Raw genomic sequence first — 24,930 nt, 5'->3', positions numbered from 1 at the left:
CGTCATGAGTACCGCAAACCGTGCCGCCGTTATCGAAGACTTCCTGCAGCAGATCCGTGTCATCAACCAGCGTGGCGTAGACCGCGCGGCCCTGGTGGAAATTGTCGGGCTGCTGGAAACCCTGGCCGAGCGCCGGGACCTGTTCAACTTCAGCGAATTCCCCGCGCCAGTGCCGGGGCAGGGCAGCACTGCTTTCCGCTATCGCCTGAATGACGATGGCGACACGCCGACCCTGTACCTGAATTCGCTGCTGCCGGGCAAAAGCACCCTCCCTCACAACCACGAAACCTGGGCGATCATCAGTGCCGTCGAAGGCCAGGAAATCAACTACGTGTATGGCCGCAACGATGAAGGGCGGGATGCAGGCTTCACCACCCTGACCCTTGAGAAAGAAGTCATTGTGCAACCGGGCACTTCCATCTCGTTCCTCGGTGAAGACCTGCACGGGATTCGTGTTGAAGGTGAGCAGGCGACCTTGCACTTCCACCTGTACGGCTTGCCGCTGGAGTCCCTCAACGGCCGTTATGGCGTTGAGGCCGACGGCCGGATTCTCAACTACAACGCCTCGCAGATGGCGCCTTCAATCCGGGCCTATTCCTGAGCACAACACACATCAAATGTGGGAGCGGGCTTGCTCGCGAATGCGGTTTTTCAGTCAATGGAAGCGTTTCTGACCCACCGCATTCGCGAGCAAGCCCGCCCACAATTAGATCCGCGTTCATCCAGGGTTTTTTATGATTGATCTGTATTACTGGCCCACCGGCAATGGCCTGAAAGTCGGCATCCTGCTGGAAGAGCTGGAGGCGGAGTACCGTCTGATTCCGGTCAACATCCGCGAAGGCGCGCAGAAGCAGGAAAGCTTCCAGCGCATCAGTGCGAATGGGCGGATTCCGGCGATTGTCGACCACAGCCTTGAAGCACCCCTGAGCCTGTTCGAGTCCGGGGCGATCCTGAACTACCTGGCGGACAAGGCCGGGCGTTTCCTGCCGCCCGCTGGCACCGCCGAGCGCCAGAAGGTCCAGGAATGGCTGTTCTGGCAGGTGGGGCATATCACCCCGTACCTGAGCCAGTTGCAGCTGTTCAAGGAGAAGGCCCCGGAGCCGATTCCCTTCGCCCTCGACCTGCTTAACGCCGAAGCCACGCGCCTGTATCGGGTGCTGGAGCAGCGCTTGGACGAGGTTCCGTATGTAGCGGGTGAATACTCGGTGGCCGACATGGCGATCTTCCCGTGGATCCAGCCCCTGCGCCAAGGCCAGGACCTGGCCGACTACCCGAACATCCAGGCCTGGCGTTTGCGCATCAAGGCGCGCCCGGCGGTCCAGCGGGCCTACGCCAAGGGACGCGAAGTCGCCGCCGGCGAGCGTTCGCTGGCCTTGCAGTAACTCATCTTTTTTTTGCGGGACTTCCATGAGCCAGACCATCACACCCGGGCAATTGCAACAATGGCTGTTCGACGGCCAGGAAATCGCCCTGTTCGACGTACGCGAGCACGGCCAATACGGCGAGGCCCATCTGTTTCACGGGGTGAACCTGCCCTATAGCCGCCTGGAACTGGAGGTGCAGCGCCTGGCGCCCAACCCTCAGGTGCGCCTGGTGATTTACGACCAGGACGGCGGCGATGTGGCTGCGCGCACGGCGCTGCGCTTGCAGGCGTTGGGCTACCGGCATGTGCATGTACTGGAAGGGGGTGCTGACGGTTGGCTGGCTGCCGGCCTGCAGCTGTTTGCCGGGGTGCATGTACCGTCAAAGGCTTTTGGCGAGTTGGTGGAAGAAGCCAGCCACACGCCCCACGTCACCGCGCAGCAACTGGCGGAGTGGCAGGCCAAGGGCGAGCCGCTGGTGGTGCTGGACGGCAGGCCGTTTGATGAGTACCGCAAGATGACCATTCCTGGCTCCATCTGCTGCCCTAACGGTGAGCTGGGTTACCGCGTGCACGACCTGGTGCCGGATGAGACGACGCCGATCGTGGTCAATTGCGCCGGCCGTACCCGCAGCATTATCGGCGCCCAGACGTTGATCAACCTCGGCGTGAAGAACCCGGTTTATGCATTGGAAAACGGTACCCAGGGTTGGTACCTGGCGGATTTCAAACTGGAGCATGGCAGCACCCGCCGTTATGCCGATCAAGTCTCTACTGATCTGGTGCAGCAGCGCCAAGCCGCCCGGCAATTGGCGGAGCGGGCAGGGGTGGTCAGTGTCAAGGCGGAGCAGGTTCGCCAATGGGCAGCGGACCCGGCCCGCAGCCTGTTCCTGTGTGATGTGCGCACCGCTGAAGAGTTTGCCGCCGGCAGTTTGCCAGGGGCGCAACATGCGCCGGGCGGGCAGTTGATCCAGTCCACCGACCTGTACATCGGCGTGCGTCAGGCGCGGGTGGTGCTGCTGGACAGCGACGGCGTGCGTGCGCCGATTGTCGCCAGTTGGCTGCGCCAGTTGGGGCATGAGGCGTATGTGCTGGAGGGTGGAATCCACAGTGGATTGGCGCTGGAGGTAAAGGGGGCTGTCCCCTTTGAAGCGCTGCCGGTGATATCGGTGCAGGGGCTGGCTGACGCATTGAAGGATGGCACCGTTGACCTGGTGGACCTGCGCCCGAGCATGACCCATCGCAAGGGCCGGATTGCCGGTTCGCGCTGGTCGATTCGTTCGCGGTTGACCGCCGGTGCGCGTCTGTTGGTGCTGGTGGCGGAAGATCCGGCGCTGGCAGCTTTTGCTGCGCTGGAGTTGGGCGACGATGTGCGCTTGCTCGACGGCGGCTATGCCGCATGGGTGGCGGCAGGTTTGCCGGTGATCGAGGACGCGCAGACACCACCCGACGATCAATGCATCGACTTTTTGTTCTTTACCCACGACCGCCACAGCGGCAACAAGGACGCCGCCCGCCAGTATCTGGCCTGGGAAATCGGCCTGCTGGCACAAATGAGCGAAGCGGAAATCGCCAGTCTCAAACCCTTGTTGCCCGCGTCACGCGTGCGTACCCGGTTGATTCATGCCGCGCGTACTGAAGGGGGCAACGGTGGTCGGTCGGTCAACATACCGATCACCCGCCTGAGCACTGTGCTGTTCGACAACCTGGCCCAGATGCGTGACGCCCGCTCCCGACGCGACAGCGAGCGGGTCCTGAGCTACGGCGCACGTGGCAATCCCACTGCGTTTGCGCTGGAAGATCTGGTCACGGAACTGGAAGGCGGCTACCGCACCCGCTTATATGGCACGGGTCTCGCCGCAGCGGCGCAGACGTTGCTGGCCTACCTGCGGCCCGGCGACCATGTGTTGATCACCGACGCCGTGTATTCGCCGGTGCGCAAGCTGGCCAGCGAGTTCCTCCAGCCATTCGGCATCGAAGTCAGCTACTTCAGCCCGGACGGCAGCGGCCTGGAAGCGCAACTGCAAGCCAACACCAAAATGGTCTACGCAGAAGTCCCCGGTTCGCTGTTGTATGAACTGTGCGACCTGCCCGCGATAGCCGCACTGTGCAAGCCGCGCGGAATCTTGCTGGCGGTGGACAACACCTGGGGCGCAGCCTACCTGTACCGTCCGCTGGCGTTGGGCGCCGATATCTCCATCATGGCCCTGACCAAATACCTCGGCGGCCACAGCGACGTGATGATGGGCAGCGTCTGTACTACCGAAGCCGCATGGCCAGCCCTGGCGAAAATCAGCGATACCTTTGGCAATGCGGTGAGCGCCGACGATGCCTACCTGATCCTGCGTGGCGCACGCACCCTGGCTTCCCGGCTGGACGTGCACGAGCGCCAGGCGCTGGCGATTGCCCAATGGTTGCAGGTGCAGCCGCAGGTCAAGCGGGTGTTTCATCCGGCCTTGCCCGAGCATCCAGGGCATGCGCTGTGGAAGCGTGATTTCAGCGGCAGCAATGGCCTGCTTTCGTTCGAACTCAATAATGCCGATGCAGGCTATGTGGAGCGTTTTATCGACGGCCTGCAGCTGTTTGGCCTGGGCGCATCCTGGGGCGGCTATGAAAGCCTGGTGATCCTGGCCGACACGCAAGATCGCCAGAGCGCTGCCGACCGTGGCTTGAACCCGGTGGTGCGCCTGCACGTGGGGCTGGAGGATGTGGAGGCGTTGATCGAGGATCTGCAGCGCGGGTTCGTGGCAGCGGGGCGTTGAGCCTCGCACCATGACAATTTGCGTCCGACCATAGGTGCCCATCGAACTTTGTGTTTAACTTCGGCACCTGAAATTCGTTTCACTACCACCACTAGAAGGATTCCGTTCATGGCTCAAGTTACCCTCCGAGGCAACCCTGTCCAGGTCGAAGGCGATTTGCCGAAAGTCGGCGCCAAGGCGCCAGACTTCACCCTGACTGCTGGCGATCTGTCCGACGCGACCCTGGCGACCTTTGCCGGCAAGCGCAAAGTGCTGAACATCTTCCCAAGCGTTGATACCCCGACCTGCGCCACTTCGGTTCGCAAGTTCAACGCCCAGGTCAACGACGTGAACAACACCGTGGTGTTGTGCATCTCCACTGACCTGCCATTCGCCCAGGCGCGTTTCTGCGGTGCCGAAGGCCTGGAAAACGTGAAGAACCTGTCGGACTTCCGCGAGGCTGCATTCGCTGTCGACTACGGTGTTGCGATTGCTGATGGCCCGCTCAAAGGCCTGACCGCCCGCGCGGTCGTAGTGCTGGACGAGAACGACAACGTGCTGCACAGCGAACTGGTCAGCGAAATCGGCCAAGAGCCAAACTACGAAGCAGCCCTGGCTGTTTTGAAGTAACTGTAACTACGCGTGACTGTCGTTTTGCAGTAACACGTATGATGCAGTATTGCGGCCTGGCCTAGTCCAGGCCGTTTTTATTTGTGCTTCAGACGCTTAGCCGGATAGCCAATGGACTAAGCAAAGAAGTTAAAAGTTGTAAGTCCAAGGTAAATAGCCGGTAAAGGCGCTTTTCTTAACGCGCCCCAGTGCTTATCTTTCAGCCTCCCGAAGAAGAAGCTCTCGCACCCAATGGTTGATCACTCCATGCAATCCACCCCTCGTCACTCCCGCCGCTGGCTGTTCGGCCTGCTCGTGCTGCTGGTCATTGCCGGCTTGTGCTGGAAGTTCTGGCCCGGCAGCCACAAAGACAGCGCCGAGAAGAAGCCTGCCGGGCATGCCGGCAAGTCGGGCATGATGCGCCCGGGCTTTGGGGGTTCTACTGGCCCGGTGCCGGTGCGTGTGGCGCCTGCGGTGCAGGGGGAGTTCCCGGTGTACTACAAGGCACTGGGCACGGTCACGGCATTGAACACCATCAATGTGCGCAGCCGGGTAGGGGGAGAGCTGGTCAAGATCGCCTTTGAAGAAGGGCAGATGGTCAAGGCCGGTGACTTGCTGGCGGAAATCGACCCGCGCAGTTACCAGAATGCCTTGCTTCAGGCCCAGGGCACGTTGCTGCAGAACCAGGCCCAGTTGAAAAATGCCCAGGTCGACGTGCAGCGTTATCGCGACCTGTATGCGCAAGACAGTATCGCCAAGCAAACCCTGGACACCGCCGAAGCGCTGGTGTTGCAGTATCAGGGTACGGTCAAGACCAACCAGGGCGCGGTGGACGACGCCAAGCTCAACCTCGAATTCACCAAGATCCGCGCCCCGATTACCGGGCGTGTCGGCCTGCGTCAGGTAGACGTGGGTAACCTTGTCGCCGCCAACGACACCACCTTCCTGGCAGTGATTACCCAGACCCAACCCATCAGCGTGGCCTTCACGCTGCCGGAAAACACCCTGGAGACCGTGCTGGCGCGCTATCACGCCGGCAACAAGCTGCCGGTAGAAGCCTGGGACCGTGGCGATGTGGCGCTGAAAGCCAGCGGCGTGTTGCAGAGCCTGGACAACCAGATCGACGTCACCACCGGTACCCTCAAATTCAAGGCGCGGTTCGATAACAAGGACCAGGCGCTGTTCCCCAACCAGTTCGTGAATGTGCACCTGCTGGCCGACACCCTGCATAACGTGGTGCTGGCGCCGTCGGCAGCGATTCAGTTCGGCAACACCGGCACCTTTGTCTACGTGCTCGATGGCGACAAGAAGGTCAAGGTACGTCCACTGGTGATCGGTGATTCCGACGGCGACAACACCGTGATCAAGCAAGGCCTGGCCGCCGGCGATCGCGTCGTACTGGAGGGCACCGACCGCCTGAAGGACGGCAGCGACATCGAAGTGGTCAACGACAGCAGCGACGTGCCGACCACGCCGACCGAACACCTCCAGGGCCAGCCGGCAGCCAAGACGCAACAAGGCCCGGCTGATGCCGGCAAGGCGCAAAAGGGCGGCGCATGAACCTCTCGCGGCTATTCATCCTTCGCCCGGTAGCCACTACCCTGAGCATGCTGGCCATTGTTCTGGCCGGTGCGATCGCTTATCGCCTGTTGCCGGTCTCGGCCTTGCCCCAGGTGGATTACCCGACCATCCGGGTGATGACGCTGTACCCCGGCGCCAGCCCGGACGTGATGACCAGCGCGGTGACGGCGCCCCTGGAGCGTCAGTTCGGGCAAATGCCCGGCCTGACCCAGATGGCGTCCACCAGCTCCGGCGGCGCCTCGGTGCTGACCTTGCGCTTCAACCTCGACATCAACATGGATGTCGCCGAGCAACAGGTGCAAGCCGCGATCAACGCCGCCACCAACCTGCTGCCCAAGGACCTGCCGGCACCGCCGGTGTACAACAAGGTCAACCCGGCGGACACCCCGGTGCTGACCCTGGCCATCACCTCAAAGACCATGTTGCTGCCCAAGCTCAATGACCTGGTCGACACGCGCATGGCGCAGAAAATTGCGCAGATCAGCGGCGTCGGCATGGTCAGCATCGCCGGTGGCCAGCGCCAGGCAGTGCGGATCAAGGTCAACCCGGAAGCCCTGGCGGCCAACGGCCTGAACCTGTCGGACGTGCGCACACTGATCGCGGCATCCAACGTCAACCAGCCCAAGGGCAACTTCGACGGCCCAACGCGGGTGTCGATGCTCGACGCCAACGACCAGTTGGTCTCGCCCAAGGAATACGCCGAGCTGATCCTTGCCTACAACAACGGCGCGCCGTTGCGGCTCAAGGACGTGGCGCAGATTGTCGACGGCGCCGAGAACGAGCGCCTCGCGGCCTGGGCCAATGAAAACCAGGCGGTCTTGCTGAATATCCAGCGCCAGCCCGGGGCCAACGTCATCGAAGTGGTGGACCGGATCAAGGCATTGTTGCCGAGCATCACCGACAACCTGCCGGCCGGCCTCGACGTGACGGTGCTCACTGACCGGACCCAAACCATCCGTGCCTCGGTCCGTGACGTACAACACGAATTGCTGATCGCCATTGCCCTGGTGGTGATGGTGACGTTCCTGTTCCTGCGCCGTTTCAGCGCCACCATCATTCCGTCCATCGCCGTGCCACTGTCACTGGTGGGCACCTTTGGCGTGATGTACCTCGCCGGCTTCTCCATCAATAACCTGACGCTGATGGCCCTGACCATCGCCACCGGTTTTGTGGTGGACGACGCCATCGTGATGCTGGAGAACATTTCCCGCTATATCGAGGAAGGCGAGACGCCCATGGCGGCCGCGCTCAAGGGCGCCAAGCAGATCGGTTTCACCCTGATTTCCCTGACCCTGTCGCTGATCGCCGTATTGATCCCGTTGCTGTTCATGGCCGACGTGGTAGGGCGCTTGTTCCGTGAGTTCGCCATCACCCTGGCGGTGGCGATCCTGATTTCCCTGGTGGTGTCCCTGACCCTGACGCCGATGATGTGCGCGCGTTTGCTCAAGCGCGAACCCAAGGAAGAAGAGCAAGGCCGTTTCTACAAGGCAAGCGGCGCCTGGATCGACTGGCTGATCGAAGCCTACGGGCGCAAATTGCAGTGGGTGCTCAAACACCAGCCGCTGACCCTGCTGGTGGCCATCGCCACGTTGGGCCTGACTGTGGTGCTGTACCTGGTGGTGCCCAAGGGCTTCTTCCCGGTGCAGGACACCGGGGTGATCCAGGGCATTTCCGAAGCGCCGCAGTCGATCTCCTTTGCGGCCATGAGCCAGCGCCAGCAGGAACTGGCGAAGATCATCCTCGAAGACCCGTCGGTGGAGAGCCTGTCGTCCTACATCGGGGTGGACGGCGATAACGCCACCCTCAACAGCGGCCGCCTGCTGATCAACCTCAAGCCCCACGGCGAACGGGACCTCAGCGCGGCGCAGATCATCACGCGCCTGCAACCGCAACTGGACAAGCTGGTGGGTATACGCCTGTTCATGCAGCCGGTGCAGGACCTGACCATTGAAGACCGCGTCAGCCGCACCCAGTACCAGTTCAGCATGTCCTCACCGGACGCCGAGTTGCTGGCGCTGTGGAGCGAAAAGCTGGTGCACGCCCTCAGCCAGTTGCCGGAACTGTCCGACGTCGCCAGCGACCTGCAGGACAAAGGCTTGCAGGTGTACCTGGTGATCGACCGCGACGCCGCGTCGCGCCTTGGTGTGTCGGTGTCGACCATCACGGATGCGCTGTACGACGCCTTTGGCCAACGACAGATTTCCACCATCTACACCCAGGCCAGCCAGTACCGTGTGGTGTTGCAGGCGCAATCCGGTGAAACCCTCGGCCCGGACGCCCTGAACCAGATCCACGTGAAAACCACCGACGGCGGCCAGGTGCGGCTGTCGAGCCTGGCCCATGTGGAACAGCGCCAGGCCCAGTTGGCAATTGCGCATATCGGCCAGTTCCCGGCGGTGATGATGTCGTTCAACCTGGCCCCCGGCGTTGCGCTGGGCAAGGGCGTGGAGCTGATCAACCAGACGCAGAAAGACATTGGCATGCCCGTCGGCGTGCAGACTCAATTCCAGGGTGCGGCCCAGGCGTTCGAGGCTTCGCTGTCGAGTACCTTGCTGCTGATCCTGGCGGCGGTGGTCACCATGTACATCGTGCTGGGTGTGCTCTACGAGAGCTACATCCACCCGATCACCATTCTCTCGACCTTGCCCTCGGCAGCAGTGGGTGCCTTGCTGGCCTTGCTGCTCAGTGGCAATGACCTGGGGATGATCGCGATCATCGGCATCATCCTGTTGATCGGCATCGTGAAGAAGAACGCGATCATGATGATCGACTTCGCCCTCGACGCTGAGCGCAACCAGGGCCTGGACCCGCAAACCGCGATCTACCAGGCGGCACTGTTGCGATTCCGGCCGATCCTGATGACCACCCTGGCGGCGCTGTTCGGTGCGGTGCCGTTGATGCTCGCCACCGGTTCCGGTGCGGAGCTGCGCCAGCCCCTGGGCCTGGTGATGGTCGGTGGGCTGCTGGTGAGCCAGGTGTTGACCCTGTTTACCACCCCGGTGATCTACCTGTATTTCGACCGCCTCGGCCGTCGCTGGCGCAAAGAACCGGTGCGCCTGGAGCCGGTTGAGCCATGAACCTGTCCGGACCTTTCATTCGCCGGCCGGTAGCGACCATGCTCCTGAGCCTGGCGATCATGCTGCTGGGCGGCGTCAGCTTCAACCTGCTGCCGGTGTCGCCATTGCCGCAGATCGACTTTCCGGTGATCGTGGTGTCGGCCAGCTTGCCGGGGGCCAGCCCCGAGGTGATGGCGTCGACGGTGGCCACGCCGCTGGAGCGCTCCTTCGGCGCGATTGCCGGCATTACCACCATGAGCAGCTCGTCGAGCCAGGGTTCGACCCGGGTGATTCTGGCGTTCGACTCCGATCGTGACATCAACGGCGCAGCGCGGGAAGTGCAGGCGGCCATCAACGCCTCGCGTAACCTGCTGCCCAGCGGCATGCGCAGCATGCCCACCTACAAGAAGATCAACCCGTCCCAGGCGCCCATCATGGTGCTGTCGCTGACGTCGGACGTGTTGCCCAAGGGCCAGTTGTATGACCTGGCCTCGACCATCCTGTCCCAGAGCCTGTCCCAGGTGCCGGGGGTGGGTGAAGTACAGATCGGCGGCAGCTCCTTGCCTGCCGTGCGGATCGAACTTGAACCCAAGGCCCTCGACCAGTACGGCGTGGCCCTGGACGATGTGCGCAATACCATCGCCAATGCCAACGTGCGCCGGCCCAAGGGTTCGCTGGAAGACAGCCAGCGCAACTGGCAGATCCAGGCCAACGACCAGTTGGAAAAGGCCAAGGACTACGAACCACTGCTGATCCGCTACCAGAACGGCGCGGCCTTGCGCCTGGGGGATGTGGCGAAGATCAGCGACGGCGTCGAGGACCGCTACAACAGCGGCTTCTTCAACAACGACTCGGCGGTGCTGCTGGTGATCAACCGCCAGTCCGGTGCCAACATCATCGAGACCGTGAAGCAGATCAAGGCGCAACTGCCGGCCTTGCAGGCGGTGTTGCCGTCCAGCGTCAAGCTGAACCTGGCCATGGACCGTTCGCCGGTGATCACCGCCACCTTGCACGAAGCCGAGATGACTTTGCTGATTGCCGTGGCCCTGGTGATCCTGGTTGTGTACCTGTTCCTCGGTAACTTCCGTGCCTCGCTGATTCCCACCCTGGCGGTGCCGGTGTCGCTGGTGGGCACGTTTGCGGTGATGTACCTGTTCGGCTTCTCCCTGAACAACCTGTCGCTGATGGCGCTGATCCTCGCCACCGGGCTGGTGGTGGACGATGCCATCGTGGTGCTGGAGAACATCTCCCGGCATATCGACGAAGGCGTGCCGCCGATGAAGGCGGCGTACCTCGGTGCGCAGGAAGTCGGGTTCACCTTGCTGTCGATGAACGTCTCGCTGGTGGCGGTGTTCCTCTCGATCCTGTTTATGGGCGGGATCGTCACCAGCCTGTTCCGCGAGTTTTCCATCACCCTGGCGGCGGCGATCATCGTCTCGCTGGTGGTGTCGCTGACCCTGACCCCGATGCTCTGCGCCCGCTGGCTCAAGCCGCATGTAAAAGGCCAGGAGACAGGCTTGCAGCGCTGGAGCCAGAAGATCAACGACCGCATGGTTGCCGGCTACGCCAGCAGCCTGGATTGGGTATTGCGCCATAAACGCCTGACGCTGCTCAGCCTGTTCGTGACCATTGGTGTCAACGTCGCGCTGTATGTGGTGGTGCCGAAAACCTTCATGCCCCAGCAGGACACCGGGCAACTGATCGGCTTTGTGCGCGGCGATGACGGGCTGTCATTCACCGTGATGCAGCCGAAGATGGAAATCTTCCGCAAGGCGGTCCTGCAGGATCCCGCCGTATTGAGCGTGGCGGGGTTTATTGGCGGCAACAGCGGCACCAACAACGCGGTGATGCTGGTGCGGCTCAAGCCTATCAGCGAACGCAAGATTTCCGCCCAGGCGGTGATCGAGCGCATGCGCAAGAACGTGCCACTGGTGCCTGGCGGGCGCCTGATGCTGATGGCTGACCAGGACCTGCAATTTGGTGGCGGTCGCGACCAGACCACCTCACAGTATTCCTACATCCTGCAAAGCGGCGACCTCGCGGCCCTGCGTCTGTGGTACCCGAAAGTGGTCGCCGCGCTGCGTGAGCTGCCGGAACTGACCGCCATCGATGCCCGTGAAGGGCGCGGCGCGGCCCAGGTCACGTTGATTGTCGACCGCGACCAGGCCAAGCGCCTGGGCATTGATATGGACATGGTCACCGCTGTGCTCAACAACGCCTACAGCCAGCGGCAGATTTCCACCATCTACGACAGCCTTAACCAGTATCAGGTGGTGATGGAGGTCAATCCGAAGTACGCCCAGGACCCGATCACCCTGAATCAGGTGCAGGTGATCACCTCCACCGGTGCGCGCGTCCCGCTGTCGGCGATCGCTCACTATGAAAACAGCCTGGCGGATGACCGGGTCAGCCATGAAGGCCAGTTTGCCTCGGAAAATATTGCGTTCGATATGTCACCCGGAGTCACGGTGGAGCAGGGCACTGCCGCCATCGAGCGGGCGATTGCCAAGGTCGGCCTGCCCGAAGATGTGATCGCGAAGATGGCCGGTACTGCCGATGCTTTTGCCGCCACCCAGAAAGGCCAGCCGTTCATGATCCTCGGTGCGCTGGTGGCGGTGTACCTGGTACTGGGGATTCTGTACGAGAGCTACATTCACCCGCTGACGATTCTGTCGACCTTGCCGTCGGCCGGGGTGGGTGCCTTGCTCTCGATTTACCTGCTGGGGGGCGAGTTCAGCCTGATCTCGCTGCTGGGGCTGTTCCTACTGATCGGGGTGGTGAAGAAAAACGCGATCCTGATGATCGACCTTGCGCTGCAACTGGAGCGCAAGGACGGCATGACCCCGCTGGAATCGATCCGCGCCGCCTGCCTTGTGCGGCTGCGCCCGATCCTGATGACCACCCTGGCGGCGATTCTGGGTGCCGTGCCGTTGCTGCTCAGCAGTGCCGAAGGCGCGGAAATGCGCCAGCCCCTGGGCCTGACGATTATCGGCGGGCTGGTGTTCAGCCAGATCCTGACCCTATACACCACGCCTGTGGTTTACCTTTATCTCGACCGCCTGCGCCACCGTTTCAACGGCTGGCGCGGAGTGCGTACCGATGCTGCCCTGGACACTGCGCTATGACCGATTCAACGCGTTCCCCTGTAGGCGCGAGCTTGCTCGCGAAGGGCATCAACGATAACGCTGGCATCCTGACTGAACCTGGTGTTCTCAGGCTTTTCGCGAGCAAGCTCGCTCCTGCAGTGGGCCTCGTGCTGATGCTCAGCGCCTGCGCCGTGGGCCCGGATTACAAACGCCCCGAATTGACCGAACCGGCCCAGTACAAGGAAGCCCAGGGCTGGCGCCAGGCCGCGCCCAGCGACTCGTTGGCCCGAGGGGCCTGGTGGGAGCTGTATGGCGACAAACAACTCAATGAACTGGTAGAAAAACTCAACAACTCCAACCAGACCGTGGCCCAGGCCGAGGCGCGTTATCGCCAGGCGGCATCGCAGGTGCGCAGTGCCCGTGGGGCGTTCTTCCCGACCGTTGACCTGAGTGCCGGGAAAACCCGCGCCAGCCAGGGCACCGGAAGCAGTAACGCGAGCTTGAGCAGCTCCAGCAGCGGGATCCGCGACACCTTGAACGCCCAGTTGGGCGTGAGTTGGGAAGCGGATGTCTGGGGCAAATTGCGCCGGGGCCTGGAAGCCAATGAAGCCAGCGCCGAAGCCAGCGCAGCGGACCTCGCGGCAATGCGCCTGAGCCAGCAATCGGAACTGGTGCAGGATTACCTGCAACTGCGGGTCATGGACGAGCAGACCCGTTTGCTGCAAGCCACGGTGGACACCTACCAGCGCTCCCTGCAAATGACCCAGAACCAGTACCGCGCCGGTGTCTCGGGCAAGGACGCCATCGCCCAGGCCCAGACCCAGCTGAAAAGCACCCAGGCCAGCATGATCGACCTGATCTGGCAGCGCGCGCAGCTGGAAAACGCGATTGCCGTACTGACCGGCGTGCCGCCGGCCAACTTCAACCTGGCGGTGAGCAAGGATATTCCGGCGCTGCCGCAGATTCCGGTGAGCCTGCCGTCGCAACTGCTGGAACGCCGCCCGGATATTTCCCAGGCTGAGCGCTCGGTGATCGCGGCCAACGCGAATATCGGCGTGGCCAAGACCGCGTACTACCCGGACCTGACCCTGAGCCTGGCCGGCGGCTATTCCAGCAGCACCTACGCCGACTGGATCAGCCTGCCGAACCGCTTCTGGTCGGTGGGACCGAAACTGGCCATGACCCTGTTTGACGGCGGCCAGCGTTCGGCGGAAGTCGACCGCGCCGAAGCGTCCTACGACGAAACCGTGGCCAAGTATCGCCAGACCGTACTCGATGGTTTCCGCGAGGTGGAAAACTACATGGTCCAGCTCAAGGTCCTGGAAGACGAGGCGGTCGTCAGTAACGAGGCCCTCGAAGCTGCCCGGGAATCCCTGCGCCTGACCCAGAACCAGTACAAGGCCGGCCTGATCGCTTATCTTGATGTGGTCACCGTGCAAGCGACGGCCCTGAGCAACGAACGCACGGTGCTGACCCTGCTGCAAACCCGGCTGGTTGCCAGCGTGCAACTGATCGCCGCGCTGGGCGGTGGTTGGGATGGGCAGATGCAGCTGAGCGACAAGAAATAAACAACGATCCTGCAGGTGTACTGGCTTGTGTGTGCGGGCTTGCTCGCGAAAGCGGTGGGTCAGTCAACTGTGTATGAACTGACCCACCGCTTTCGCGAGCAAGTCCGTTCACACAAGGGTTTAGCGGTGTTTTTGAGCCAGTAGATTGGCGTCAAATTGTGAATGATGGCTATACGATAATATTTCAGGTGTACAAGATTTATTCTCGCTACAATCCCCGACTTTTCACCCGGGCATGGATGCCGTTTGGCCCATTTGGTCACGAGAAGTCCCATGCTCACCGGTAGTTATTCCCACGCCCTGGTCCTGATTTCCCTGTTCGTCGCGATCCTCGCGTCCTATACCGCGCTGGACATGACCGGGCGCATTGCCACGGCCAAAGGCCGCGCCGTCTACCTGTGGATTATCGGCGGTGCGCTGGCAATGGGCGTGGGCATCTGGTCGATGCACTTTATCGGTATGCTCGCCTTTCGCCTGCCTATCAGCCTGGGCTACGACATCGGCATCACGCTGCTGTCACTGCTGATCGCTGTCCTTTCCAGTGGCTTTGCCTTGTGGCTGGTGAGCCAGCCGCGTTTGCCAGCCTGGCAACTGGCATTTGGCGCGCTGATCATGGGCGCAGGCATCAGCGCGATGCATTACACCGGCATGGCCGCGATGCGCATGACGCCCGGCATTGACTATGACCCTACGCTGTTCACCGCCTCCTTGCTGATTGCCGTCGGAGCCTCGGCGGCCGCGTTGTGGATCGCCTTCAACCTGCGGCGCAACACGCCGTATGTGCGCCTGGCCCGGGGTGGCGCGGCGATGGTGATGGGCGTGGCCATTGTCGGCATGCACTACACCGGCATGGCCGCCGCGCGTTTCGCCGATGGCAGTTTTTGCGGCGCAGCCTTGACCGGCCTGAGCGGCAAGGGCCTGGATAACCTGGTGCTGGTGACCACCCTGGCGGTACTGATCATTGCGCTGCTGACCTCGCTGGCCGATGCCCGCCTGGAAGCCCGTACCGCCGTGTTGGCGGACTCCCTGACCCAGGCCAACCAGGAACTCACCCACCTGGCCCTGCACGACATGCTCACCGGCTTGCCCAATCGCACCTTGCTCGCCGACCGGATTCAACAGGCGATACAGCGGGTGAACGAGGAGGGCGGTTGCTTCGCGCTGATGTTTATCGACCTGGACGGTTTCAAACCGGTGAACGACGCCTTCGGTCACCACATGGGCGACCAGTTGTTGCAAGAGGTCGGCCTGCGCCTGCGGGAAGACTTGCGCAGCCAGGACACCTTGGCCCGCATCGGCGGTGACGAGTTTGTCTTGCTGGTGCAGTTGACCCAGCCCGACGACGCGCTGCGCCTGGCCGAGCGCCAGGTGGGCTTGATCAACCAGTCTTTCCGGGTAGCCGAGCACGAGTTGAAAATCTCCGCGAGCATCGGCATTGCGCTGTTCCCGGGCAACGGCGCCACGCCTCAGGAACTGCTGATGAACGCCGACGCGGCGATGTATCACGCCAAGGGCATGGGCAAGAACGGCTACAGCTTTTTCGATGTGTCGATGAACACCAATGCACGCAAACAACTGCAACTGCTGCAGGACTTGCGCAACGCGGTGGAGCATGAGCAGTTCCAGCTGTATTACCAGCCCAAGTTCGACGCTATCAGCGGCCGCCCGGTCGGCGCCGAAGCACTGTTGCGCTGGGAACACCCGCAACAAGGCTTGCTGCTGCCGGACAAGTTTATCGAGCTGGCGGAAAAGACCGGGCTGATCATCCCCATCGGCGAATGGGTGCTCAATGAAGCCTGCCGCCAGATGCAGGTGTGGTACGCCCAGGGCTATCACGACTGGCGCATCGCCGTGAACCTGTCCGCCTTGCAGTTCTGCCACGCCGGGCTGGTCAAGAGTGTCGCCAATGCCCTGGAGCGCCACCGGTTGCCAGCCAACAGCCTGACCCTGGAAATCACCGAGACCACCGCCATGAGCGATGCCGATGCGAGCATGAAGGTGTTGCAGAAGCTCTCGGACATGGGCGTCGACCTGTCCATCGACGACTTTGGTACCGGCTATTCGAGCCTGATGTACCTCAAGCGCCTGCCGGCCAACGAGCTGAAAATCGACCGCGGGTTTGTGCGCGACCTGGAACACGACAGCGACGACGCCGCCATCGTCTCGGCCATCGTCGCCCTCGGCCAGGCCTTGGGCCTGCGAATCGTTGCCGAAGGGGTGGAGACCGATGTACAGCAGAGTTTCCTGACGCGCCTGGGTTGCGATTCCCTGCAAGGTTATCTGCTGGGCCACCCGCTGCCGGCGGACAAGTTCATGATGGACATTGAAAAAGCCGGCGCCGAAGTGGTCGACACCCACGCCTTGAGTGGCGGCCGGACCTGTTAATTCTGACAGTAGCGACCGTGATACCGCAGGTATAGAGTCGATTCCAGGAAGCTGACCTGGGATCCATATGCCTGCGCTCATCACCGGTACTTTCACGCCGACAGGTTCGATGCTCGAACCCCGCTATTTCCACAACTGTGTGCGTATTGCCGACCAAGGTGTGTTGGTGATTGCGGGGGCAGGTCCCGGCGAGGCTTCAGGCTTGCGTTTCGATCAGCTGGCGCCTGGCACACCCGGTCGTTCATCTGCCACCCGCACCATGGCCAGCGTGGAGTTCTACCATCAGGCATCAGGGCGGTGGTCGACGGTTGCGCCGCTGCCCTTTTCTCGAGGTGCCAGTGGTGCGGTGGTGCTGCAGTCGGGCATCTTGCTGTTGACGGCCGGGAGCGAGGGTGGCCAGTCGATCAGCGACGCGCAGTTGTATAACGTTTTAACCAACCGCTGGACGCCAACGGGAGCCCTGCACACGCCTCGTTTCGGCCATACCGGCACGCTGCTCGCGTCAGGAAACGTCTTGGTGGTCGGCGGCAATAATCTGCAGTCAGGCGGCGGGCAGGTGCAAGACAGCGTTGAATGCTACGACCCGCTCACCGGCCATTGGCAGCGTAAAGCCTGGCTCCCTGTGGATGCCATGAATCACACCGCGACGTTGCTGTCGACGGGCGAGGTCCTGGTGGTCGGAGGCTATTCCGGCATGCAGAACGCCGCGCTGCCCCGGGCCTTTCTGTATGACCCTACCACCCACCGCTGGACTGAACGGCGGCCTTTGCCCGCGCCCCGTATGCAGCACACGGCTACTCTGTTGGCCGACGGCCGGGTGTTGATCTGCGGCGGTGCTGCCGAACCTTTTGGCCCGGCGCAAGACCTGGCCTTTATCTACGACCCGGTCCTGAACAGCTGGGACCGGACACTCATGTGTGTTCCGCGCAAAGAGCACAGCGCGACCCGTCTGGTGACCGGAGAAGTCCTGGTGGTGGGCGCCAGCAGCCTCTCCCAACCGGAACACGCGGCGACGGCTGAGCTGTACGACCCACGGTCCGCACAATGGTCGCTGACCGCGCCGCTCCAGCCCGGGCGTTTCGGGCATAGCGCATGCTGCCTTTCGACGGGGCAGGTGCTGATCGCGGGTGGTTCGAGGGCCACCCCGCATCCGGCGCCACTGTCCAATGCCGAGCTTTTTACGTTGGGGTGATCGACGGCGTCTTCCCGGGTTGACCTGAGCCCATGCAAAACCTGCCGGTCGCAGGTAGTATTGGATCCAACAGCTCACGTTGAGTCAGGAGACCTTACACATGGACAAAGTCGTCATCATCACCGGTGGCAGCCGTGGGATCGGCGCCGCCACGGCGTTGCTGGCCGCTGCCCAGGGCTATCGTATCTGCATCAATTACCAGGCCGACGAAGACGCCGCCCACCGGGTACTTGAGCAAGTGCGCGCCCTCGGCGCTCAGGCCATTGCGGTGCGGGCCGATGTCAGCATCGAAGACGAAGTGATCGGCCTGTTCCACCGTGTTGATACCGAGCTGGGCCGGGTGACGGCACTGGTGAACAACGCCGGTACCGTAGGGCACAAGTCGCGGGTCGATGAAATGTCCGAGTTCCGCATCCTGAAGACGCTCAAGACCAATGTGTTGGGGCCGATCCTCTGCGCCAAGCACGCGCTGCTGCGCATGTCGCCCAAACATGGCGGGCAGGGCGGCAGCATCGTCAACGTGTCGTCGGCCGCCGCGCGCCTGGGGGCGCCGGGGGAGTATGTGGATTACGCCGCGTCCAAGGGCGCATTGGACACCTTCACACTCGGGCTTTCCAAGGAAGTGGCGGGTGAGGGGATCCGGGTCAATGGCGTGCGTCCAGGTTTCATCTTCACCGAGTTCCACGCGCTGAGCGGCGACCCTGACCGAGTCAGCAAGCTGGAACCGGGGATTCCCATGGCCCGTGGCGGGCGTGCCGAAGAAGTCGCGGAAGGGATTATCTGGCTGCTGTCGGACAAGGCGTCCTATGCCACCGGAACCTTTATTGACCTGGCAGGTGGTCGATAACGTCATAGCGCCTGTGCGGGCGCCATCGCGGGCAAGCCCGGCTCCCACAGAGATACGCGATCCATTGTGGGAGCCGGGCTTGTCCGCGATGACGTCAGTTGTCTTCAAGCAGCCTGTCAAAACGAACGCACAATCTTCCCCAGCGTTTCCATGGCCTTTTCACACGACTCGTCCCACGGACTGCCGTAATTCAAGCGAATGCAGTTCCTGAAGCGCTGTGTCGGCGAAAAGATCGGCCCCGGTGCGATGCTGATGCCCTGGGCCAGGGCCATCTGGAACAGCTTCAACGAGTCGGTCTGCTCCGGCAATTCCAGCCACAGGAAGTAACCGCCAGCGGGCTGGCTGACCCGTGTCTGCGCCGGAAAGTAACGGGCGATGGCCGCGAGCATGGCGCTCTGCTGCTCCTCCAGCGCATAGCGCAACTTGCGCAGGTGCCGATCGTAGCCGCCGTGTTGCAGGTAATCGGCAATCGCCGCCTGGGCCGGCATCGATGCGCACAGCGACGTCATCAACTTCAACCGCTCGATCTTCTGCGCATAACGCCCGGCGGCCACCCAGCCTATGCGGTAACCCGGGGCCAGGCTTTTGGCGAACGAGCCGCAATGCATCACCAGGCCTTCGGTGTCGAACGCCTTGGCCGGTTTCGGCGCTTGTTGGCCGTAGTACAACTCGGCGTACACGTCGTCTTCGATCAGCGGCACCTGGTGGCTGCGCAGCAACTCCACCAGCTCCTGCTTCTTGGCCTCGGGCATGGTCGCGCCCATCGGGTTCTGGAAACTGGTCATGCACCAGCACGCCTTGATCGGGTAACGCTCCAGGCTTTGCGCCAGCACCTTGAGGTCAATGCCATCGCGCGGGTGCACGGGGATTTCCACCGCCTTGAGCTTCAGGCGTTCGAGGATTTGCAGGCTGGCATAAAACGCCGGGGCTTCGATGGCTACCAGGTCGCCCGGTTCGGTCACGGCTTGCAGGCACAGGTTAAGCGCCTCGAGCGCACCGTTGGTGATCAACAGTTCTTCCATTGGCAGCATCAGCCCGCCAACCATGTAGCGCAGGGCGATTTGCCGGCGCAGTTGCGGGTTGCCTGGCGACATGTCGGTGACCACCATGCGCGGGTCCATTTCCCGGCTGGCGCTGGCCAGGGAGCGGGCCAGGCGTGGCAAGGGGAACAGCGTCGGGCTGGGGAAGGCCGAGCCGAAGGGCACGGTTTGCGGGTCCTTGATGGAGTCGAGCACCGAGAACACCAGCTCGCTCACGTCCACTTCGGTGGATTCGTGCACATGAGCACTCACCACCGGCTCGGAGAACGGGCTCGGCGCATGGGTATTGACGAAGTACCCGGAGCGCGGCCGGGCGCGGATCAGCCCGCGACGTTCCAGCAGGTAGTAAGCCTGGAACACCGTGGACGGGCTGACCCCGTAGGTCTGGCTGGCGTAGCGCACCGAAGGCACGCGCTGGCCGGGGCCGAGGACGCCGGAGCGAATCAGTTCTGCGATGTCGTCGGCGAATTTTTCGTAGCGTTTCATTGAGTCTCAGTGCTTTGAACAGATTTTGCTGGTTGAACACAGATCTAATGTGGGAGCTGGCAAGCCAGCTCCCACATTAGATCTCCAGTGTTGCTGAAAGCTCGGGTTCAGCGATTCAATGGCGCCACAAACCGGCTGTCCGCCGCGCTGTAGATCCACGGTTCATCCACGTCCGTGACCTTGAAGCGGATGGTCTGTGAACTGCTGGCCGGCTTGTCTGCCGTCATCGCCACCGACACCGGCACATCGGTAATTTCCCCCGGCGCCAGGCTGATGTCCGTCTTGCCCTGCAACTGGAAGCCATCGCCGTCTATCAGCTCCAGGCGGTAATCCTGGCGCTGCTGGGTCTTGTTGATGACCTTGAGGCTGTAGATGTTCTCGATCAAGCCTTCACTGTTTTCGCGAAACATCCCACGGTCTTTGGTCACGTCCAGCGACACCATCGGGCGCGCCACCAGGGCCACCACCAGCGCGCCGATCATCACCAGCAGCACGGCACTGTAGCCGATCAGCCGTGGCCTGAGCAGATGGGTCTTGCCACCTTGCAACTGATGCTCCGAGGTATAGCTGACGAGGCCGCGGGCATAGCCCATCTTGTCCATGATCGAATCACAGGCATCGATACACGCGGCGCAGCCGATGCATTCCATTTGCAGGCCGTCACGGATGTCGATGCCGGTGGGGCACACCTGCACGCACAGCTGGCAGTCAATGCAGTCGCCCAGCCCGACGTCCGCCGGTTGCACGTCACGTTTGCGTGGGCCACGGTTTTCGCCACGGGCCACGTCGTAGGAAATGGTCAGGGTGTCTTTGTCGAACATCACACTCTGGAACCGCGCATACGGGCACATGTGCATGCACACCGCTTCCCGCAGCCAGCCGGCGTTGATGTAGGTGGCGCCGGTGAAAAACAGCACCCAGAACAGGCTGACGCCGCCCATTTGCCAGGTCAGCAGTTCCACGGCCAGCGGCCGGATCGGCGTGAAATAGCCGACAAACGTCAGCCCGGTCAGCACGCTGATACCCAGCCATAGCGTGTGCTTGGCCGAGCGCCGTGCCAGCTTGTTCAAGCCCCAGGGCGCGGCTTGCAGCTTGATGCGCTGGTTTCGCTCGCCTTCAGTGACCTTTTCGCACCACATGAACAGCCAGGTAAACGAGCTTTGCGGGCAGGTATAGCCGCACCACACCCGCCCTGCGAACACGGTGATCGCAAACAGGCCGAATGCGCAGATGATCAACAGCGCCGACAGCAGGATGAAATCCTGGGGCCAGAACGTGGCACCAAAGATGTGGAATTTACTTTCAGCCAGGTCCCACAGCACCGCTTGCCGGCCGCCCCAGTTCAGCCACACGGTGCCGAAAAACGCCAGGAACAGAAAGCCTGCGCCCACCACACGCAAGGTGCGAAACAGGCCGGTAAAACTGCGGGTATGAATCAGGTTGTCGCTGGATTTGGCCTTCATCTTCTTTGGATGTGCAGGCTCAAACACTTCTACGGTTCGGACGGGGATTCTATCGCTCATGGTCTTTCGCTCATCAGCCTCCATCAGGCAGATGAACTATGCCGGGCGCTCTGTTTGCATAACAGACTCAGCTATGGCGATAAAAAGCGGATCAGATGGCCCGGCGGTGACGCCCTGCGACAATGTGCTGCACCCTGTGGCGCGTGGGGTGCAGCGCTTTTCAGGCAGTGATGATCCAGGTCAATCAAATCACCGAATCACCGTCGGTGGCCTTCAAATGCTTACGGCCGTCGGTGGCGCCTGCTACGGTCAATGCGTCGGCTTCTGCTTCGGTGATGTAGATCCGCTCGCCGTTCAACTCAACGGCCGACATGGATTTGGCGCTGTCGGTAATCACGGTGACATCGGTGGCGGCGAGGCTTTTTTCTTCGCCGTTTTCATCGACCTTGAAGTAACAGGTCTGGTTTTCGATACGTACGGGCATGGTGCTGTCCTTTTCCTGGGGTACTCAAGGTTAGGCGTTGCCCGTGGATGAATGGTTCTGCGCAACTGACTGACGGTCGGCGCTGTCCATTTCGTATCTACCCATGAAAAGGACACGTCCATGGACGCGTGGTGGCATGAAGTCTGGCAAACCCTGCAAACGGAATTTGCCGACATCGGCGATGCCCGGCAACTGACACAAGTCACGGTGCGGTTGCTGATCGCGGCGATTCTCGGCGGCATCCTCGGTTTTGAGCGCGAACACAAAGGCAAGGCGGCCGGGGTGCGCACCCACATGTTAGTGGCCATAGGCGCCGCGCTGTTCGTGCTGGTGCCGAGCATGTCGGGCTCCCAGGCTGATGCCATGAGCCGCGTGCTGCAAGGCGTGATCGCGGGTATCGGGTTTCTGGGTGCCGGTACCATCCTCAAGGGCAAGGAAGATGAAGAAGGCCACGTCAAAGGCCTGACCACCGCGGCTGGCCTGTGGATGACCGCCGCCATTGGCGTGGCGGCGGGGATGGGGCGCGAGTCCACTGCCGTGCTCAGCACCTTGCTGGCGTTGGCGGTGTTCAATGTGATGCCAAGGATCGTGCGCCTGTTCGAGAAGGACTAGACGATGACGGGCGGCATCGTCGTCGGTGGCTCCTCCACCGGCGGTGGCTGTGTCCCAGGCGGTTCCTGCTCGGGAATCGGGTCGGGCTCTGTAGGTGGCAATGTCGGTTTATCGATGTTCGGGTCAGGCGTTTCAGCCGGGATCGGGATATTCATCGGTGTGGCCTCCTTTGTGCTTTGCTCTATCGGTGGACAATCGCCCGGTGGATTTGATTCCCCGCCCGATGGCGTCATATCCACCTGAACTTTTCAATCGACGGCATGCTCGGAACCTATACGGCCCTGCTCAGGGAGAGCACTGCCGTTTCAGAATTTGGATCAAGCGCAAGAGCGTCCACTGGGCGTTAAGGGGAGATGCTCGATGACTGCTGAAACACTGACCCAAGACGATTCAACCTCCACATTACCGCTGTCCCAGGCACTGTTGCTGCCAAGGATTGCGATTGAAAGCACCACTCCGGTTATCGATGGCGGCGCGTTTGCGGTCAAGGCTGTAGTGGGCCAGCGGGTCCAGGTTGCCAGCAAGGTGTTCGCTGACGGCCACGACAAGCTGGCAGTGCTGATCCGCTGGCGCCCGCTGAGCGAAGAAAGCTGGCACAGCGTGGTGATGACCGATGTCGGCAACAACGGCTGGGAAGGGGCGTTCACCGTGACAGCCCAGGGGCCGCATGAGTATTGCATCGAGGCCTGGATCGACACGTTCGCCAGCTTCCGCTACGAATTAAGCAAGAAACACGAGGTCGGGGTACCGGTCAGCCTGGAGCTGCAGGAAGGCCGCAGCCAGGTCTTGCAAGCCGCCGAACGCAGTGACAACGAACTGCGCGACCGCCTGATGCTGCTGCACCACGAACTCTCCGGCCTGTTGGAAACCGAGCAAATCGCGCTGTTTCTGCACGAAGACAGTGCACATTTGATGACCCAGGCCGATCACCGCGCCTATTTGAGCATCAGCCCGGTATTCCCGATTGACGTGGAACGCGAAGCCGCGCAGTTCGCCAGCTGGTACGAGCTGTTTCCCCGCTCGATCACCGACGATCCGGCGCGCCACGGCACCTTTAACGACGTGCACTCACGTTTGTCGATGATCCATGACATGGGTTTTGACGTGCTGTACTTCCCGCCGATCCATCCCATCGGCCGCAGCCACCGCAAGGGCAAGAACAACTCCCTGACTGCCGGGCCCAATGATCCGGGTAGCCCGTATGCCATCGGCAGCGAAGAGGGCGGCCACGAGGCGATCCACTCCCAGCTGGGCACCCGTGAAGACTTCCGCAACCTGGTCAAGGCCGCCGCCGACCATGGCCTGGAAATCGCCCTGGATTTCGCGATCCAGTGTTCCCAGGATCACCCGTGGCTCAAGCAGCATCCGGGCTGGTTCAACTGGCGGCCCGACGGCACGATCAAATACGCCGAGAACCCGCCGAAGAAATACCAGGATATCGTTAACGTCGACTTCTATGCGGCGGATGCGATTCCCAGCCTGTGGATCGAGTTGCGCGACATCGTGGTCGGTTGGGTGGAAGAGGGCGTGAAGACCTTTCGCGTCGACAATCCCCACACCAAGCCGCTGCCGTTCTGGCAATGGCTGATCAGCGATGTGCGCTCCAAGTACCCGGAAGTGATCTTCCTCGCCGAAGCCTTCACCACCCCGGCGATGATGGCGCGGTTGGGCAAGGTCGGTTACACCCAGAGCTACACCTACTTCACCTGGCGCAACACCAAGGCCGAGTTGAGTGAGTACCTGAGCGAGTTGAACGAGTCACCGTGGCGCGAGTGCTTCCGGCCGAACTTCTTCGTCAATACGCCAGACATCAACCCGGGCTTCCTGCATGAATCCGGCCGCGCGGGCTTCTTGATCCGTGCCGCGCTGGCCACCATGGGCTCGGGCCTGTGGGGCATGTATTCCGGTTTTGAACTGTGCGAAGCGGCCCCGGTGCCGGGCAAGGAAGAGTACCTCGATTCGGAAAAGTACGAGATCCGCCCGCGAGACTTCACGGCCCCCGGCAACATCATTGCCGAGATCGCCCAGCTCAACCGCATCCGTCGGCAGAACCCGGCGTTGCAGACGCATCTGGGGCTGAAACTCTACAACGCGTGGAACGACAACATCCTGTACTTCGGCAAAAGCAGCGAGGACGGCAGTAACTTCATTCTGGTGGCCGTGAGTCTCGACCCGTTCAACGCCCAGGAGGCCAATTTCGAGTTGCCGCTGTGGGAGATGGGCCTGCCGGATGACGCCCAGACCCAAGGCGAAGACTTGATGACCGGCCACCGTTGGACTTGGTACGGCAAGACCCAGTGGATGCGCATCGAGCCGTGGCAACAGCCGTTTGGCATTTGGCGCATTACCGTTTCCTGAATCGACACCGATCTCCAAACCACTGGAGATCAAATGTGGGAGCGGGCTTGCTCGCGAAAGCG

Annotated in this window: 17 protein-coding genes; 13 read left to right on the top strand and 4 right to left on the bottom strand. The window is 62.0% G+C overall.

The window, feature by feature from the left end:
- Positions 1-4: 4 nt before the first annotated feature.
- From SNL23_RS31200 to SNL23_RS31150, 11 genes are all read left to right on the top strand, one after another.
- Complete coding sequence (locus tag SNL23_RS31200) at positions 5-601, top strand: cysteine dioxygenase (RefSeq protein ID WP_076013865.1); 597 nt, start codon at positions 5-7, stop codon at positions 599-601.
- A 133-nt stretch (positions 602-734) separates the two neighbouring features.
- The gene (locus SNL23_RS31195) at positions 735-1,382 is read left to right on the top strand and encodes a glutathione S-transferase family protein (protein WP_318304716.1); all 648 of its coding nucleotides are present in this window, start codon (positions 735-737) and stop codon (positions 1,380-1,382) included.
- Positions 1,383-1,407: 25 nt separating this feature from the next.
- Positions 1,408-4,122, top strand: a complete 2,715-nt coding sequence (gene metC, locus SNL23_RS31190; RefSeq protein WP_318304715.1) for a cystathionine beta-lyase — start codon at positions 1,408-1,410, stop codon at positions 4,120-4,122.
- A gap of 108 nt (positions 4,123-4,230) precedes the next feature.
- Positions 4,231-4,731: a thiol peroxidase gene (tpx, locus tag SNL23_RS31185; protein ID WP_003207496.1), complete on the top strand. Its 501-nt coding sequence runs from the start codon at positions 4,231-4,233 to the stop codon at positions 4,729-4,731.
- 231 nt (positions 4,732-4,962) lie between these two features.
- The gene (locus tag SNL23_RS31180; RefSeq protein WP_076013868.1) at positions 4,963-6,270 is read left to right on the top strand and encodes an MdtA/MuxA family multidrug efflux RND transporter periplasmic adaptor subunit; all 1,308 of its coding nucleotides are present in this window, start codon (positions 4,963-4,965) and stop codon (positions 6,268-6,270) included.
- The gene (locus SNL23_RS31175) at positions 6,267-9,368 is read left to right on the top strand and encodes an MdtB/MuxB family multidrug efflux RND transporter permease subunit (RefSeq protein ID WP_076013869.1); all 3,102 of its coding nucleotides are present in this window, start codon (positions 6,267-6,269) and stop codon (positions 9,366-9,368) included. Before SNL23_RS31180 ends, SNL23_RS31175 begins: the two co-directional genes overlap by 4 nt.
- The gene (locus SNL23_RS31170; RefSeq protein WP_318304712.1) at positions 9,365-12,472 is read left to right on the top strand and encodes an efflux RND transporter permease subunit; all 3,108 of its coding nucleotides are present in this window, start codon (positions 9,365-9,367) and stop codon (positions 12,470-12,472) included. Before SNL23_RS31175 ends, SNL23_RS31170 begins: the two co-directional genes overlap by 4 nt.
- The gene (locus SNL23_RS31165; RefSeq protein ID WP_318304711.1) at positions 12,469-14,001 is read left to right on the top strand and encodes an efflux transporter outer membrane subunit; all 1,533 of its coding nucleotides are present in this window, start codon (positions 12,469-12,471) and stop codon (positions 13,999-14,001) included. Before SNL23_RS31170 ends, SNL23_RS31165 begins: the two co-directional genes overlap by 4 nt.
- A 273-nt stretch (positions 14,002-14,274) precedes the next feature.
- Complete coding sequence (locus SNL23_RS31160; protein ID WP_318304710.1) at positions 14,275-16,386, top strand: putative bifunctional diguanylate cyclase/phosphodiesterase; 2,112 nt, start codon at positions 14,275-14,277, stop codon at positions 16,384-16,386.
- A 67-nt stretch (positions 16,387-16,453) separates the two neighbouring features.
- Positions 16,454-17,578 (top strand): Kelch repeat-containing protein, encoded by a 1,125-nt coding sequence (locus tag SNL23_RS31155; protein ID WP_318304708.1) that lies wholly within the window; start codon positions 16,454-16,456, stop codon positions 17,576-17,578.
- Between the two features lie 100 nt (positions 17,579-17,678).
- Positions 17,679-18,425 carry an SDR family oxidoreductase gene (locus tag SNL23_RS31150; RefSeq protein WP_076013874.1) on the top strand — a complete coding sequence of 249 codons (747 nt, stop codon included), beginning with the start codon at positions 17,679-17,681 and terminating at the stop codon, positions 18,423-18,425.
- A 116-nt stretch (positions 18,426-18,541) separates the two neighbouring features.
- On the opposite strand, the gene mapR is transcribed toward SNL23_RS31150, so the two are convergent.
- From mapR to SNL23_RS31135, 3 genes are all read right to left on the bottom strand, one after another.
- Positions 18,542-19,951 carry a GntR family transcriptional regulator MpaR gene (gene mapR, locus SNL23_RS31145; RefSeq protein ID WP_076013875.1) on the bottom strand — a complete coding sequence of 470 codons (1,410 nt, stop codon included), beginning with the start codon at positions 19,949-19,951 and terminating at the stop codon, positions 18,542-18,544.
- A gap of 107 nt (positions 19,952-20,058) precedes the next feature.
- Positions 20,059-21,474 (bottom strand): cytochrome c oxidase accessory protein CcoG, encoded by a 1,416-nt coding sequence (ccoG, locus tag SNL23_RS31140; RefSeq protein WP_076013876.1) that lies wholly within the window; start codon positions 21,472-21,474, stop codon positions 20,059-20,061.
- Positions 21,475-21,658: 184 nt separating this feature from the next.
- Positions 21,659-21,898: a DUF3203 family protein gene (locus tag SNL23_RS31135; RefSeq protein ID WP_076013877.1), complete on the bottom strand. Its 240-nt coding sequence runs from the start codon at positions 21,896-21,898 to the stop codon at positions 21,659-21,661.
- 120 nt (positions 21,899-22,018) lie between these two features.
- On the opposite strand from SNL23_RS31135, the gene SNL23_RS31130 reads away from it, so the two are divergent.
- Entirely contained in the window at positions 22,019-22,510 is a 492-nt protein-coding gene (locus SNL23_RS31130; RefSeq protein ID WP_076013878.1) for an MgtC/SapB family protein, read from the top strand.
- Here the strand turns inward: SNL23_RS31130 and SNL23_RS31125 are convergent.
- Positions 22,507-22,665, bottom strand: a complete 159-nt coding sequence (locus SNL23_RS31125) for a hypothetical protein (RefSeq protein ID WP_167664995.1) — start codon at positions 22,663-22,665, stop codon at positions 22,507-22,509. The two genes, SNL23_RS31130 and SNL23_RS31125, sit on opposite strands and share 4 nt — an antisense overlap.
- Before the next feature lie 205 nt (positions 22,666-22,870).
- Between SNL23_RS31125 and SNL23_RS31120 the strand changes: the two genes are divergently transcribed.
- Positions 22,871-24,868 carry an alpha-1,4-glucan--maltose-1-phosphate maltosyltransferase gene (locus tag SNL23_RS31120; protein ID WP_318304705.1) on the top strand — a complete coding sequence of 666 codons (1,998 nt, stop codon included), beginning with the start codon at positions 22,871-22,873 and terminating at the stop codon, positions 24,866-24,868.
- Positions 24,869-24,930: the final 62 nt, after the last annotated feature.

This window comes from Pseudomonas sp. SED1, assembly GCF_034044025.1.
In the GTDB taxonomy this organism is placed as follows: domain Bacteria; phylum Pseudomonadota; class Gammaproteobacteria; order Pseudomonadales; family Pseudomonadaceae; genus Aquipseudomonas.
Note: the sequence above shows the minus strand (reverse complement) of the source record. Positions and strands in the feature narration are given on the sequence as shown.